This window comes from Rhizobium sp. L9 (genome assembly GCF_002531885.1).
Lineage (GTDB): Bacteria > Pseudomonadota > Alphaproteobacteria > Rhizobiales > Rhizobiaceae > Rhizobium.
In genome coordinates this window covers 20,494-34,003 of record NZ_NWSZ01000027.1, presented here as the reverse complement: position 1 = coordinate 34,003, position 13,510 = coordinate 20,494, and the positions used below count along the sequence as shown (strand labels likewise).

The 13,510-nt window shown below is 58.5% G+C and carries 13 protein-coding genes and 2 pseudogenes; 12 read left to right on the top strand and 3 right to left on the bottom strand.

Going from position 1 to position 13,510, the window contains the following annotated elements; all coding sequences use genetic code 11:
- Positions 1–9 precede the first annotated feature (9 nt).
- The 7 genes from CO660_RS25085 to CO660_RS25055 all read left to right on the top strand — a co-directional run bounded on the left by CO660_RS25085 (position 10) and on the right by CO660_RS25055 (position 6,139).
- Positions 10–828, top strand: coding sequence for a transporter substrate-binding domain-containing protein (locus CO660_RS25085; RefSeq protein ID WP_097601022.1), 819 nt, complete (start codon positions 10–12; stop codon positions 826–828).
- A gap of 60 nt (positions 829–888) precedes the next feature.
- Positions 889–1,602 carry an ABC transporter permease subunit gene (locus CO660_RS25080; protein ID WP_097601021.1) on the top strand — a complete coding sequence of 238 codons (714 nt, stop codon included), beginning with the start codon at positions 889–891 and terminating at the stop codon, positions 1,600–1,602.
- A gap of 1 nt (position 1,603) precedes the next feature.
- On the top strand, positions 1,604–2,284 hold the full coding sequence (locus tag CO660_RS25075) for an ABC transporter permease subunit (RefSeq protein ID WP_097601020.1): 681 nt from the start codon (positions 1,604–1,606) through the stop codon (positions 2,282–2,284).
- 23 nt (positions 2,285–2,307) lie between these two features.
- The gene (locus CO660_RS25070; RefSeq protein ID WP_097584368.1) at positions 2,308–2,661 is read left to right on the top strand and encodes a cupin domain-containing protein; all 354 of its coding nucleotides are present in this window, start codon (positions 2,308–2,310) and stop codon (positions 2,659–2,661) included.
- Positions 2,662–2,703: 42 nt separating this feature from the next.
- The gene (locus tag CO660_RS25065) at positions 2,704–4,023 is read left to right on the top strand and encodes an FAD-binding oxidoreductase (RefSeq protein WP_176536376.1); all 1,320 of its coding nucleotides are present in this window, start codon (positions 2,704–2,706) and stop codon (positions 4,021–4,023) included.
- A 137-nt stretch (positions 4,024–4,160) separates the two neighbouring features.
- Positions 4,161–5,144 carry a hydroxyectoine utilization dehydratase EutB gene (gene eutB, locus CO660_RS25060; protein ID WP_097601019.1) on the top strand — a complete coding sequence of 328 codons (984 nt, stop codon included), beginning with the start codon at positions 4,161–4,163 and terminating at the stop codon, positions 5,142–5,144.
- Positions 5,144–6,139: a cyclodeaminase gene (locus CO660_RS25055; RefSeq protein WP_097601018.1), complete on the top strand. Its 996-nt coding sequence runs from the start codon at positions 5,144–5,146 to the stop codon at positions 6,137–6,139. Before eutB ends, CO660_RS25055 begins: the two co-directional genes overlap by 1 nt.
- 26 nt (positions 6,140–6,165) lie before the next feature.
- Here the strand turns inward: CO660_RS25055 and CO660_RS25050 are convergent, their stop codons facing one another.
- On the bottom strand, positions 6,166–6,819 hold the full coding sequence (locus CO660_RS25050; protein ID WP_245421376.1) for a LysR substrate-binding domain-containing protein: 654 nt from the start codon (positions 6,817–6,819) through the stop codon (positions 6,166–6,168).
- Positions 6,820–6,861: 42 nt separating this feature from the next.
- Positions 6,862–7,050, bottom strand: a pseudogene (locus CO660_RS33960) (LysR family transcriptional regulator); the annotation flags it as partial.
- A gap of 431 nt (positions 7,051–7,481) precedes the next feature.
- Here CO660_RS33960 and ltaE point away from each other — a divergent pair.
- The 5 genes and pseudogenes from ltaE (at position 7,482) to CO660_RS25025 (ending at position 12,336) form a co-directional block, all read left to right on the top strand.
- Complete coding sequence (gene ltaE / locus CO660_RS25045) at positions 7,482–8,516, top strand: low-specificity L-threonine aldolase (protein ID WP_097601016.1); 1,035 nt, start codon at positions 7,482–7,484, stop codon at positions 8,514–8,516.
- Positions 8,517–8,781: 265 nt separating this feature from the next.
- Positions 8,782–9,187 (top strand): annotated as a pseudogene (locus tag CO660_RS25040) (ATP-binding cassette domain-containing protein); the annotation flags it as partial.
- Between the two features lie 115 nt (positions 9,188–9,302).
- Positions 9,303–10,805 carry an NAD-dependent succinate-semialdehyde dehydrogenase gene (locus CO660_RS25035; protein ID WP_097601015.1) on the top strand — a complete coding sequence of 501 codons (1,503 nt, stop codon included), beginning with the start codon at positions 9,303–9,305 and terminating at the stop codon, positions 10,803–10,805.
- A 109-nt stretch (positions 10,806–10,914) separates the two neighbouring features.
- Complete coding sequence (locus tag CO660_RS25030) at positions 10,915–11,268, top strand: cupin domain-containing protein (RefSeq protein ID WP_097601014.1); 354 nt, start codon at positions 10,915–10,917, stop codon at positions 11,266–11,268.
- A gap of 219 nt (positions 11,269–11,487) precedes the next feature.
- Complete coding sequence (locus CO660_RS25025) at positions 11,488–12,336, top strand: GNAT family N-acetyltransferase (RefSeq protein ID WP_097601013.1); 849 nt, start codon at positions 11,488–11,490, stop codon at positions 12,334–12,336.
- 400 nt (positions 12,337–12,736) lie between these two features.
- Here the strand turns inward: CO660_RS25025 and CO660_RS25020 are convergent, their stop codons facing one another.
- On the bottom strand, positions 12,737–13,267 hold the full coding sequence (locus tag CO660_RS25020; RefSeq protein WP_097601012.1) for an Lrp/AsnC family transcriptional regulator: 531 nt from the start codon (positions 13,265–13,267) through the stop codon (positions 12,737–12,739).
- Between the last annotated feature and the right edge of the window lie 243 nt (positions 13,268–13,510).

Genomic DNA, 13,510 nt, shown 5'->3' with positions numbered 1-13,510 from the left:
TAACAAATCATGATCAACAGCAATCTCATCAAGTCAGCATTCGCAACCAGCCTTCTCGTCTGCGCACTGGCGACGGGCGCGTCGGCAAAGGACGGCGTCCTGCGCATCGGGACGGAGGGTGATGCGCCGAAGTTCAGCATGGCCGATCCGAGCGGCAAGGTAACCGGGTTCGACGCCGATATCGCCAACGGCATCTGCGCCGAGCTGAAACTGAAGTGCGAATTCGTCGTACAGACATTCAGCTCGCTGGTGCCTTCCATGGATAAAGATCGCTTTGACGTCATCATTTCCGGCCTTGGTATCACCGCCGAACGTCAGAAGAAGATCGACTACTCCATCCCCTATGCGACAACACCGCTCTATTTCGCTGTCGCCAAGGACTCCCCGCTTGCAGGCCTCAAGAGCCTCGCCGAAATCGAAAAGGCCCTCCAGGGCAAGAGTGTCGGCGTCGTCACCGGGACGACCTACGCCAGGTTCATGGAGAAGCGGATGCACGGCGCCGATCTTAAGACATACGACGCCGTCACGCAGCTGACCGCCGATCTCGCGAGCGGCCGTATCGACGCCGCCTTCGCGGATTCGCCGACATGGATGGATTTTTTCGCAACGCCTGACGGCGCCAACTTCACCAGGATCGACCTGAAGATCATGGCCATGGATGACCCAGACGTTCTTGGCCATGGCATGGGAGTCGGCATGCGCAAGGGCAATACCGAACTCAAGACCAAGGTCGATGCCGCCCTTTGCAAGATGATCAACGATGGCAAGGTCAAGGAAGCCTCGATGCATTGGTTCCAGGACGACTACACGATTCCCTGCAAGAAGTGATTGTTTCGAACATGAAGCCTGCCTTGGCACATACCAAGGCAGGTCACGGGGATTGTTTCCATGTTGGGTGACCTCTGGGTGTTGATGGTGGAGCAAAGTTGGGCGCTGGCTCTGCTGAAAGGAAGTGTCGTCACGATCGTCATCGGTTTGACCGGAATGGCACTCGGTTTTCTGGTTGCGACCCCCTTGGCCATCATGCGCTGGCGGAAGGTCGTGTTTGTCTCGCAACTTGTCGACGGGTACAGCGTTCTTGTTCGTGGCGTCCCGGGCTTGCTGGTCATCTATCTCCTGTTTTTCGGGTCGATCGAGTGGGTGAAGGAGATTACGGCTGCGTTCGGCTACCAGGACTCGGCTGATGACGCATACCCCTACATCGTCGGGGTGATCGCGATTGCCGTCATCTCGTGCGCCTATTCGATCGAAGTCATCCGGGGTGCGCTTCAGGCGGTGCCGTACGGTCTGCTGGAAGCCGCTCAGTCGCTCGCCTTGCCAAGAGGGGTAACCTTTATGCGCATCACGTTCCCACTGGCACTGCGGCTGGCGCTTGGCGGGATCAACAACGTCTGGCAGATGACGATCAAGGATACTTCGCTCGTCTCGGTCGTCGGCTTACAGGAATTGATGAGGACGGCTGCCATCGGTGCAGGAATCACGCGATCCCCGCTGCTTTTCTACTGCATCGCTGCAGCACTCTTCTTCTGCATGACCGCAGTCAGCCAAACCGCGTTTTCGAGCGCAGAACGTGCGCTCGACCGCGGCTTCCGAGGAAGCTGATATGGATATCGGAATAATTGCATATGCCATTCCGTTCCTTGTCATAGGTGCCAAGACGACGTTGCTGATCGCCGTATTCGGCGTCGGTATCGGGCTTCCCTTTGGTGTCGCCGTCGGGCTCGCGCGCTGCTCCAGGAGCCGGGCATTGCGCCGCGTATGCGACGCCTACTGCGCGATCTTCCGCGGCACGCCAATGCTGGTGCAGGTCTTCGTCATCTATTACGGCTTGGCCCAGGTGAGCTTTATTCGTCAGAACCCCATTCTGTGGTGGATGATCGGAGATGGGCTGAACGCTGCAATCCTTGCCGTGGTGCTCAACACCGGTGCCTACACGGCGGAGATTTTCCGCACGGCTTTCCTCTCCCTGCCGAAAGGACTTATTGAAGCGGCAGAAGCCTGTGGCATGCACCCGTGGCACGTCTTCAAGAGGGTGAAGTTCCCGCTTGCCGTACGCCAGGCACTTCCCGCTTATAGCAGCGAGGCGGCGATCATCGTGAAGGAATCCAGCCTCGCATCCACGATCACCGTTCTGGAAATCACCGGATATGCGAAGCGGCTCATGAGCGAGACTTTCGCGATCATGGACATCTTCATCGTCACCGCAGCGTTCTATCTCACCATCAACGTCGTCGTTCTGACGGGTTTGAAACTCCTCGAACGGCGCCTGTCGTTTGTCCGATAAACAGATCCAAGAAAGGTCTTTCAATGTCCAAACTCACTTTCGTCGATTACGGCAACCTGCCTGAACCGCGTAAAGGCCAGCCCGCGCCTGAAAGGCTGGTCGAGGGAAATCCGCAGTTTCTCTCTTGGGACATCGCGCAGACCGCCGATGGCGTCGTTCGCTCCGGCGTCTGGGAAGCGACGCCCGGCGCCTACCGCTCGATCAAGGGCGAAACTTTCGAATTCTGTGTCATTCTGTCGGGTGTGTCCGAACTGATTGAGGATGGCTGTGAGCCGCGACGCATCGTTGCCGGCGACGCTTTCGCCATGCATCCGGGTTTCGTCGGAACCTGGAGGGTGATCGAAACGACGCGCAAGCTTTGGGTCTGCCGAGACTAAGCCATCATCACTTCAAATCATCTTTCCGGAACGTAAGCTCTCATGGCCCAGGCTCAAGCGCATCCCATTAAATCCACGCCCTACTGGTGGGAGGACAGCACATTTCCTTCCCTGCCAGCGCGGAACGTCGAGAAGACATGCGACGTGGCGGTCGTTGGGGGAGGGTACACGGGTTTGTCGGCAGCGCTCGAACTTGCCCGTGCCGGCAAGCATGTCCAGCTGTTCGACCGTCAGGCTCTTGGCCTTGCGGCATCGGGCCGCAATGGGGGCATGGCCAGCGGAAGCATCCGCCCGGGGCGGAAGGATTTGGTCAGGCGGTTCGGGCAGGAGAGGGCGCAAGCCATTCTCCTGGAAGGTAAGGCGGCGCGAGAGGATCTCTGGCGCTTCCTCAGAGACGAGAATATCGAATGTGACTTCTCGCTGTCTGGCGCCTTCAGCGGGGCCATGACGGCTGATCAAGCCGACGAACTCCGTCGTCAGGCAGACTTTCTCCATCAGAATCTCGGCATCGAGGCATATCCGGTGGAGAGGGCCGATGTTCCGAAGTTCATCGGAACTGACCTTTATGTCGGCGGCCTTGTGCGCAAAGATATCGGTGGGCTGCAGCCGGCCAAGCTTCTTGCGGCCATGGTCCATCTGGTAAGTTCGTCGACGGCAGTAATACATGAAAATACCGCAGTCATTGGATCGACTAGCGAGGCGGGAGGCGTGCGAATTCAAACGCGGCGCGGAGAGGTTTTCGCCAGAAAACTTCTTGTCTGCACTGATGGCTACACCGACGGTTTCGACCCGTGGCTGCGTCGCCGGCTTGTTCCTGTCCGTAGCAGGATAATTGCAACCGAGCCGCTCGACAGGGAGGTGATGGATCGGCTGATGCCGCCACGCATGATGTATGGCGACCTGCGTAAGCTCAGCTACTATTATCGGCCGTCGCACGATGGATCTCGCATCTTGTTCGGCGGACGCGACGGGACGACTGAAGGGGACTCCGCTGCTCCGATTGCACATCTGCAAAGCGAACTTGCTCGGCTCTTTCCCGAACTTGCAGGAATAGGTCTTACACACAGCTGGTTCGGCTTTGTGGCCATGAACCGCGACATGATCCCGCGCATGTTCACCCGCGGAAATACAGTCTATGCGACCGGCTATTGCGGCTCCGGTGTCGTATGGGCCAGATGGCTGGGCAAGAAGGCGGCGTTCAAGATCCTCGGTGACGGGGAACAATCGCGCTCTGCGTTCGATTTCGATGCCGCTCCGAGGGCCGTCCCATTCTTCAACGGCAAACCCTGGTTCATTCCTATCGTTTACTCGATGTATGCGCGGCACGACAGGAAGATGCTCCTCAGACGCCTTAAGGGCTGAGGATCAGTTGTCATACTCGTTTGTGCAAGTCCGCCACGGCGCCGAAGTTCGTGCCGTCCGCTTGCAATCAAGTCCCTGCGTTGGCGCTACGCTCAGCAGGCAACAACTGGCAAAGGCCGGAGCTAAGGTGAACAGACATGATTAGTCTGGAAACGATTGAGCAGGCGCGCGAGCGCATCAGCAAGCACATCCGCATCACGCCTGTCGTCATGTCGGCGACACTGTCCGAACTGGCCGGGACCCAAGTCAGCCTGAAGCTGGAGCATCGCCAGTTGACCGGAAGCTTCAAGCTTCGTGGAGCCACCAATGCCGTGTTGCAGCTCACCCAATCCGAGCGGGATAGAGGCGTTGTTGCGGCTTCCACTGGCAATCACGGACGCGCGCTCTCCTATGCTGCCGGCGCGATTGGCTCCCGAGCGACCATTTGCATGTCGCACCTCGTGCCGGAAAACAAGGTGTCCGAAATCCGCCGGCTCGGCGCTTGCGTACGGATCGTCGGGTCATCCCAAGATGAAGCGCAGGTCGAGGTTGATCGTCTCGTCGCGGAGGAGGGCCTCAGCATGATCCCGCCCTTTGATCACCCCTGTATCATCGCCGGCCAGGGCACCGTCGGACTTGAAATCGTCGAGGCGATGCCTGACGTCGCCGCGGTTCTTGTTCCCCTGTCCGGCGGCGGTTTGGCAGCAGGTGTCGCGTCGGCGGTCAAGGCGGTGCGCCCGGATGCCAAGGTAGTCGGTATAACTATGGAAAGGGGAGCGGCGATGAAGGCTAGCATCGATGCGGGGCACCCGATCCAGGTCGAAGAGCATCGAAGTTTCGCCGACTCGCTCGGAGGCGGCATCGGATTGGCCAATGCCTGGACGTACCCGATGTGCAAAACCCTCCTCGACGACGTGGTGCTCGTCAGCGAGCGCGACATAGCCGCCGGCATACGTCACGCCCATGCGTATGAGCATGAGATAATCGAGGGTGCTGGGGCAGTCGGCATTGCTGCGCTGCTCTCAGGTAAACTGGCGCAGGTTGAAGGCCCGATCGTTGCCATTCTTTCGGGTGGGAACATCGACATGGCGTTGCACATGAAGGTGGCCAACGGCCTCGACACAATTGGTGAGGGAAGCTGATGCCGAAAATAAGGATATTGACCGAGTCAGAGCTTCGAACCATCGTTCCGCTCGACATGGATGCGGTGACTTGCGTTGAAAACGCCTTCCGCGCACTGGCCGTGGAAAACGCGGTTCAGATGCCGCCGATTTTGCGCCTCGACGTGCCCGACAGCAGAGGCGAAGTCGATGTGAAGACGGCTTATATTCATGGTTTGAGCAGCTTTGCCATTAAGGTCAGCCCTGGTTTCTTCGATAATCCGAAAATCGGACTTCCGAGCACCAACGGTCTGATGGTCTTGCTGTCGAGCAAAACGGGCTTGGTGCAGGCGCTCTTGCTGGACAATGGCTATCTCACCGACGTTCGCACCGCGGCCGCCGGCGCTGTCGCGGCAAACCATCTGGCACGGAAGGACGCGTCGATTGCAACGGTCTTCGGGGCGGGCGTTCAGGCCAGGCTGCAACTCGAGGCCCTCATGCTGGTGAGACCTATTCGAGAGATCCGCGTTTGGGCGCGTGATTATCGACGGGCGCAAGCGCTTGTTGAGCAGCTCGGAGCAAGACAAAATCTTTCCATTTCCGCATTTGAGGATCCGCGAAGCGCGATCGCCGGGTCACAGATCGTCGTCACGACGACACCTGCCGACCGACCGATTGTCGACGCCACGTGGCTCGAACCCGGACAGCACCTGACCGCCATGGGTTCGGACGCAGAACATAAGAACGAGATTGACCCCATTGCTATCAAAGCGGCAGATGTTTACGTGGCTGACAGCATCAAACAAGCGCGAAGACTGGGTGAATTGCGCCATGCCATCGAAGCAGGTCTCGTCGCAAGCGATGCTGATTTTCCGGAACTAGGTCAGATCGTTGCAGGCGCCAGACCGGGCCGCAGAAGTGCCTCAGACATCACCATAGCCGATCTTACGGGCACCGGTGTTCAGGATACCGTTATTGCCACGCTGGCGTTTGCGCGCGCAGAAGAACGAAGTGCCGGCACGTTCTTTGAAAGTTGACAGTCGTTGGCTCTTTGCCGCCGACCTCATGACGCAGCATGAAAATCTTCTTGGATGGTGGCGAGAAGCCAAGACACGAATTGATCGATTCCAGCTGTCCTCCTCGCCAGTGCCGAACGAATAACCCCGTAATGTGAACCATCAGGCTGAAAGCCGAATGGTGCGGTCAGGCGGCCTTTGCGGATATCGTCAATGGCAATGATCTTTGGGCACATGGCCACACCAAGACCGCTGGCTGCGGCCTCCACCATCAGGAAATGATGGTCAAGAACGCGAGTCGAGCGCGGCTTTGGCGCGTCCGGATGAGCGGTGGACCACTTCTGCCATCCATCCGGTCGGGTCTTTGCAGCAAGCGCGACATAACCGCCGGCAGCAAACCGATCCGTCATGGCGGGATGCATGACGGGACCGACTTCCTCCTCGATCAACCGTTCGACCTGCCAATTCGCATCGATCGCGAAATCAAGCCTGCGGATCGCAAGCGTAATACGGTCGCGCGCGAAATCGAAACCTCCACCACCGACAGAAAGATGAAAGTCGATTTCGGGATGGCGATCCTGAAATTCCGAGAGGCGCGGGATCAGCCATCGCATGGCGACGGATCGTTCGCATGAAACGACGATCGGCGGTGACAGATCGACCTTGCGGATATCCTCCAGCGCCGCCGAAACGAGGGACAAAGCGTCTGTCGTCGCCTGCGCGAGCCGTGAACCCTCTCCCGTCAGCCTTAGGCCACGCCCATCAACTTCCAGCAAACGAATGTTTAGGTGTTCGGAAAGTTTCGAAACGCGCCGGCTGACAGCACCGTGCGTCAAATTCAACTCAGCCGCAGCCGCACGCACGGAACCAAGGCGCGCAACGACCTCAAAGGCACGCAGGTCATCGAGGGATGGAATGTCCGAACGCTTCATTGGTGACAAACTATCACCGGTATGTTTGAAATCATATCAATTTCCGTCTCGAACTAAGGAGGAACAGTCGAGGCGGGCGCTCTCCTGAAAGCGCGGCTCCTCGAATCTGAAGAATAGTACAGACGGCAACGGTTCGCACGCTGTCTCCATCGAAGAGGGCTGCCGCATGTTGTGAATTCGATGCAGCATATGTGATGTCACGGCGCGGCAGCCGCTTGCAGACAGGCCGCGAAAGATCGAGCCAAAGTTCGATGTCGGAGGTGGTGGTCAAAGGCAGTTGCAACACCACATTGATATGGCGCCATGACTCAACGCGAAAGATCGTATTATTGGTGATCCTATATCACCAAAATTCGTCAGTTTATATTGATAGTCCGAGCCTATCCTTTCGCTAGTATGGCCGATACAGCCAAACCGATAAGGTCTCGATCATGCAAGCCAATGCTATCCGCCTGGACTTCCGCTCTGATACGGTCACTCGTCCCACCCGTGGCATGCGTGCGGCGATGGCTGCCGCCGTGGTGGGCGACGATGTCCTTGGCGACGACCCGACGGTCAAGGCGCTCGAGGCCCGACTTGCCGCACTGTTCGGCAAGGAAGCGGGACTGTTCGTGCCAACCGGCACCATGTCCAATCTCGCTGCGATCATGAGCCATTGCCAGCGCGGCGAGGAATTTCTCTGCGCAACCGGAGCTCACACCTTTCTGTGGGAAGCCGGAGGCGCTGCGGTGCTGGGCTCGGTCCAGCCGCAGCCATTGCCGGTCCGCGCCGACGGCACGATCCCCATCGAGGAGCTTCACGCCGCGGTGAAGGACGATGATCCGCATTTTGCGATCACGCGACTGGTCAGCATCGAGAACACGTTCGCCGGGCGGGTCCTGCCGCGCGATCATCTGGCCGAGGTCGTCGAATTTGCGCGGGAGCGGAAGCTCGCCACCCATCTCGATGGTGCGCGGCTGTTCAACGCGGCTGCGGCGCTCGGCGTTGATGTCGGGTACCTGGCAGAGGGCTTCGATAGCGTGTCGCTGTGCCTTTCAAAGGGGCTGGGGGCGCCGCTCGGATCAGTGCTGGTCGGCGATGCCCCATTGATCGCCCGTGCGCGCCGGTGGCGCAAGATGCTCGGCGGCGGGATGCGGCAGGCAGGGATAATTGCAGCGGCTGGGCTGTACGCGCTCGACCATCACGTCGACCGGCTGGTCGAGGACCACGCCAATGCTCGGGTCCTCGCGCAAGCATTTGCGGAGATTGAGGGGCTGAAGGTGACTCCGCCGCAATCAAACGTGGTCTTTGTCGAGCTCTCGCCCGATCTGGCGGCCCGGCTGTCCGAGGCGCTACGTGAACTCGGCATCGCGGCGAGTTTCTGGCCCGGTGGGCGAATGCGCTGGGTCACCCATCTCGACGTCAATCGTGTCGCCGTTGACGAGGCAATCGCAGCGGTGCGCGAGATCACTGAGGGCCGGACATGAGAGACGTCATCGATTCACAATTGATCGTCAGAATAACAAGCGCCACTGCCGCACCAAACAGCCCTTTCGCCGTCATAGCCCAATGACTGCGCCGCTCTGACGTGGAGCAGGATTGCGTGCAGACCGGATGGGCGGTCGGAACTGGCGGAAAGACTGCCAAGGCAGGGGCGCTTCCCATATTTACCTGGAGAAGCGCCGATATTGTAGGCAGGGTCTGGTGGAGATGCCGTAGGTGGCAGGGAGACACCACCGGTGGTCACTCACCATGTCCTTCGGCGCGTATGTGGCTGTCCAGGATGTCAATCTCAGTGTCTCCGATGGCGAGTTGCTATCGTCGGACGCACCGTATGCGGCAAGAGCACCATACTCAATGCGATCGCCGGCCTCCTGAAACCTGCTAGTGGCATCGTTTCCAGCGATGGTCAGCCGGTGCGCGGGATCCAGAACGACATCGGTTACTTGTTCCAGCAGGATGCATTGCTTCCGTGGAAGACCGCGATCAGAACGTGGAGCTCGGTCCCATGTTCAAGGGTGTCGGCGCTGCCGAACGTCGCAAGCGGTCGATGAGATGGCTCGCGCAAGTTGGGCTAAAAGGTTTCGAGCACCGCAATCCGCATCAGCTTTCCGGCGGTCAGCGCAAGCGCGTGCAAATGGCGCAGTCGCGGATTACAGGGCACCGGGATTTCGGAAGATTGAAAATAATCCGCGAGACCAATTTGATCTATATTGACACCAATCGCTAAACCAATTCTATATTGATCGCACAACGATCCTGATTGGTAGCGAATGGTGGTGAACGTGAAAGCAACTCCGACACTTGAAGCAAGCCGTGCGCCTTCGCAGGCGGCTGTAGCATGCGAAGCTCCCACGCAACTGTTTATCGGCGGCGAATGGGTTTCGGCAAAAGGTGGCCGGACCTTCGATGTTATTGATCCTTCGACTGCGGAAGCCATCGCCACAGTTTGTGATGGCGACATCCCGGATGCAATGGCGGCCGTCGACGCGGCAGAGAAGGCGGCTGCGGTCTGGAAGGCAACGTCGCCGCGGCGGCGCGCAGATGTCCTGATGAAGTGTTTTCACCTCCTTCTCGAACAAGCAGAGTGGCTGGCGCAACTGATCACGGTGGAAAACGGCAAGGCGCTTCCCGACGCGAGATCGGAAGTCGCCTATGCGGCCGAGTTTTTCCGCTGGTATGCCGAGGAGGCTGTGAGGGCTCCCGGAGAATTTGGATCAGCACCTTCGGGCGCAAACCAGATCATCGTCAGCCATGAGCCGATTGGTATCGCCGTATTGGTAACGCCTTGGAATTTCCCGGCAGCGATGGCGACCCGAAAAATTGCGCCGGCATTGGCTGCAGGCTGCACTTGCATCTTGAAGCCGGCAGCCGAGACGCCTCTGACCGCGCTCGCCATTGGAGAACTGATGCGGCAGGCAGGTGTTCCCGCCGGAGTGGTCAATATAGTTCCGACGAAAAAGGCTGGTCCTGTGGTTAGTGCAATGCTGCACGACAAGAGGGTCCGGAAGCTGTCGTTCACCGGCTCGACCGGCGTTGGCAGGATACTGTTGCGCGAGGCCGCGGACCAGGTCGTCAGTTGCTCAATGGAATTGGGCGGCAACGCGCCTTTCATCGTATTCGACGATGCCGACCTGGAAACGGCGGTCGCCGGCGCAATGGTTGCAAAGATGCGCAACGGCGGTGAGGCTTGCACGGCCGCAAACCGCTTCTACGTCCAAAAAGGAATTTCTGCTGACTTCATACGCCGCTTCGCGGAGGAGATGGCAGCGCTCAACGTCGGGCCGGGACTGGCACCGGATACGCAGCTTGGACCACTGATCACCGATGCCGCGGTCGTCAAGGTGGAGCGCCTGGTAGACGATGCGATAGCCAAGGGAGCCCAGCTGGTGACAGGCGGTAGCAGGTTGAGCGGCGAGGGTTTCTATTATTTGCCAACCGTTCTCGCCAATGTCTCTCCGGACGCCGAGATTCTTCGCGAAGAAATCTTCGGTCCGGTTGCGCCGGTGATTGTGTTTGATACCGAGGACGAGGTCGTCGATCTGGCCAACGACACCGAATACGGGCTTGTATCCTATATCTTCAGCCGAGACCTCAAGCGTGTGCTTGCGGTCGCCGGCAGGCTGGAAAGCGGCATGGTCGGGATTAACCGCGGTGTCGTTTCCGACGCTGCGGCGCCGTTCGGCGGCATGAAGCAGAGTGGCCTCGGCCGCGAAGGCAGCCATCACGGCATGCTCGAATACCTGGAAACGAAGTACATCGCCGTCACCTGGTAGGTCGTTGCGAGCACCGCCGGTTACTGGTTGACGATCAGGTGCCGAGGTCAGGGAGGCTCCGAAGACGGAACAATGACGCAGGTATATGTAGCAAGAATAGGAGAGATGAATGTCCCTACTGAAAACCATCGACCCGGATCCATCCTTCGAGCCGAAGCATAGAACTGCCGAGCCGGATCGCCTCATTTCGGGCAGCCCCGCTTTCAAGACGTGGCTGCAGGACACCGCCAAGGACGGCAAGGTCAATATCGGTGTTTTCGAGGCGACGCCCGGTGAAACGCACTCCATCAAGGGCGAAACCTTCGAATTTTGCCATCTTATACACGGTGTGATCGAACTGACGGAGAAGGACAAGAACCCGGTCATTTATCGAGCCGGCGACAGCTTCGTGATGAAGCCGGGCTACGTCGGGGTCTGGAAGACGATCGAGACGGTGCGGAAGATTTTCGTCACCGTCACCTGATCATTCGAGCAAACGATGCCGTCATAACGTGCATCTTCGCATCTGCAGGCGGGACGGGGCGTGGCGGCAGGCAAGCCGTTTCGGTCGCCGAGATTTGAACCTGATGGGCGGTTTGTCCGTCGCTCTTTACTCGTCGTCCGGTACGGCCAGGAGTCTCGCTTCTCCGCCGCGGCTTCATAGATCCTTCGCTCTTATCAATGGTGAGCAGGAGACCTACGAATGGATGAACTCATGCAAACGGAATCGATCATTCTTGCCCCTTTCGAGGCTCATCATGTGGGCGGAGCCCTCGCGCTGTCGCGTGCAGTGGGTTGGGCGCACAGGAGGGAAGACTGGGAAATGATACGGTCTCTGAGCGAAGGACGCGTTGCGCTCGCCGGCGACCGGGTTGTGGGTACCGCCCTCATGACTCCCTTCGGCGACACCTGCTCTGCCATTAACATGATTATTGTCGATGAAAGCCAGCGAGGCCTGGGGGTGGGAAGAAAATTGACCACCGCCGTGTTGGAACTCGCTGGTGAGCGTGAATGCCGATTGACGGCGACGAATGACGGCTTCCCTCTATATGAAAAACTCGGATTCGTCGCGACACACCAAATCATTCGCCACCAGGGGGTCGCTAGCCACGTCGATGCTCCTGAGAATGTTGAGTGGATCGGGCCTGACGCGCTGCCGGCAATCAAAGCGCTCGATCGTATGGCATTCGGGGCCGACCGTGACGCGATATACAACGTCCTAGCGATGGAGGGGAGTTTCGCCGCCATCCGGAAAGGTGATCGTATCGTCGCATTTGCGGCAACCCGGTTGTTCGGAAAGGGTGAAGTCGTCGGGCCCGTCGTTGCGGAAAGCCCGGAACAGGCGAGGGACTTGCTTGCCTTCATCCTCTCGGGCAAGGAAGGTCGCATTGTAAGAGTCGATATCCCTGAACAGACCGGCCTTTCGTCATCGCTTGCGGATTGGGGGCTGCCTAAGGAGGGTAGCGTCGTTGCGATGGTTCGCGGTGCGGCGGGTCGATCTGAAACACCGGCCGTCCAAATTTTCTGCCTTGCGAGCCAAGCTATTGGCTGACAGAAAATCCGAAGTGCGATGCGGCGACATTGGACAGATGTGACTGCCACAGGCAAAAAGCGTCTCGCCGCAAAGGCGTCCGCGCGCGTGGCGATCACGAAGATGCACTGAATATTCCGGCAAGGTCGATTATCCGAATTCCCGCGAAACAAGAGCCGCAAACGCTTTTTCATCGTCCTTTACGTTTATGCTGCGTGTCAACAGGTACGACCATTCTGACGGGCGGCTCCTTAGATGCAATGCTGGCTGTCTTCCACAGCATTGCCGCAGCGCTCCGAGGGCTGGCCCGATCTGAGTCTGCATTGGCGTTTTCCCTTTCTAGCCTTGAGCATGGCGCTCCCGCTCTCGCAACATCCACGGCTCCGCCGCTTTGAAATGATGGGCACCCATAGCCTGTTCTTCAGTTGTGGTCTCTCATCATTCCAGCGGCACGAGATGCCGGCTGTCGAGGTCTGGTACACTGGAGCATGCTTTCAAGCGGCAAATGCACTTTGATCAGGGGCGATTTCAGGACGACGAAGGTGAAGTACTTGTCAATGCCGATCTCCAAATCGAGGAGCTGTTCAATGATCGTCTGGTACTCGTCGATTCCGGTGGTGACAAATTTTACGAGATAGTCGTAGCCTCCCGAAACCAAATGGCACTCGATAACCTGATCGACCTTCTCGATAGCGCTGATAAATCTCGCGAAGTCCCGCTGACGGTGGTTTTTCAGCGTGATTTCGGTGAACACCGTCAGCGTCTGACCCAGTTTTGCGATATTGATCTGCGCAGAGTAGCCCTGAATATAGCCCATCGCCTCCAGCTTTCTTACCCGCAACAAACAGGGACTTGGCGAGAGGTTGACCATTTCCGAAAGCTCGACATTCGTCATCCGGCCATTCGTCTGCAGTGCGTTCAGTATCTTGACGTCAATCCGATCAAGTTTCATTGGCTAATTCCCACTGATGAGGATGGCGCCGGCGAAATGGCTTCCTTGCTTTGTGATCGTTCCAAGTCATCGTCGGCCACGTGTCTCTAGAAAATCGAAGAGTGGATCGCGTCGCAGACGGCCTCGGTAACCTCCCGGGTAGTGGCTGAGCCGCCCACGTCGGGAGTAAGGATTCCGTGGCTCAAGTTGACTGCCGGCGACCGTTACCGGGCATGCGATTGGCGTCGAACCCGCGTCGCCGGC

Coding starts and splice junctions, on each gene's coding strand:
- eutB (WP_097601019.1), top strand. CDS start 4,161: ATGATTAGTCTGGAAACGATTGAGCAGGCGCGCGAGCGCATCAGCAAG.
- CO660_RS25085 (WP_097601022.1), top strand. CDS start 10: ATGATCAACAGCAATCTCATCAAGTCAGCATTCGCAACCAGCCTTCTC.
- CO660_RS25020 (WP_097601012.1), bottom strand. CDS start 13,267: ATGAAACTTGATCGGATTGACGTCAAGATACTGAACGCACTGCAGACG.
- CO660_RS25055 (WP_097601018.1), top strand. CDS start 5,144: ATGCCGAAAATAAGGATATTGACCGAGTCAGAGCTTCGAACCATCGTT.
- CO660_RS25065 (WP_176536376.1), top strand. CDS start 2,704: ATGGCCCAGGCTCAAGCGCATCCCATTAAATCCACGCCCTACTGGTGG.
- ltaE (WP_097601016.1), top strand. CDS start 7,482: ATGCAAGCCAATGCTATCCGCCTGGACTTCCGCTCTGATACGGTCACT.
- CO660_RS25070 (WP_097584368.1), top strand. CDS start 2,308: ATGTCCAAACTCACTTTCGTCGATTACGGCAACCTGCCTGAACCGCGT.
- CO660_RS25030 (WP_097601014.1), top strand. CDS start 10,915: ATGTCCCTACTGAAAACCATCGACCCGGATCCATCCTTCGAGCCGAAG.
- CO660_RS25080 (WP_097601021.1), top strand. CDS start 889: ATGTTGGGTGACCTCTGGGTGTTGATGGTGGAGCAAAGTTGGGCGCTG.
- CO660_RS25035 (WP_097601015.1), top strand. CDS start 9,303: ATGGTGGTGAACGTGAAAGCAACTCCGACACTTGAAGCAAGCCGTGCG.
- CO660_RS25025 (WP_097601013.1), top strand. CDS start 11,488: ATGGATGAACTCATGCAAACGGAATCGATCATTCTTGCCCCTTTCGAG.
- CO660_RS25075 (WP_097601020.1), top strand. CDS start 1,604: ATGGATATCGGAATAATTGCATATGCCATTCCGTTCCTTGTCATAGGT.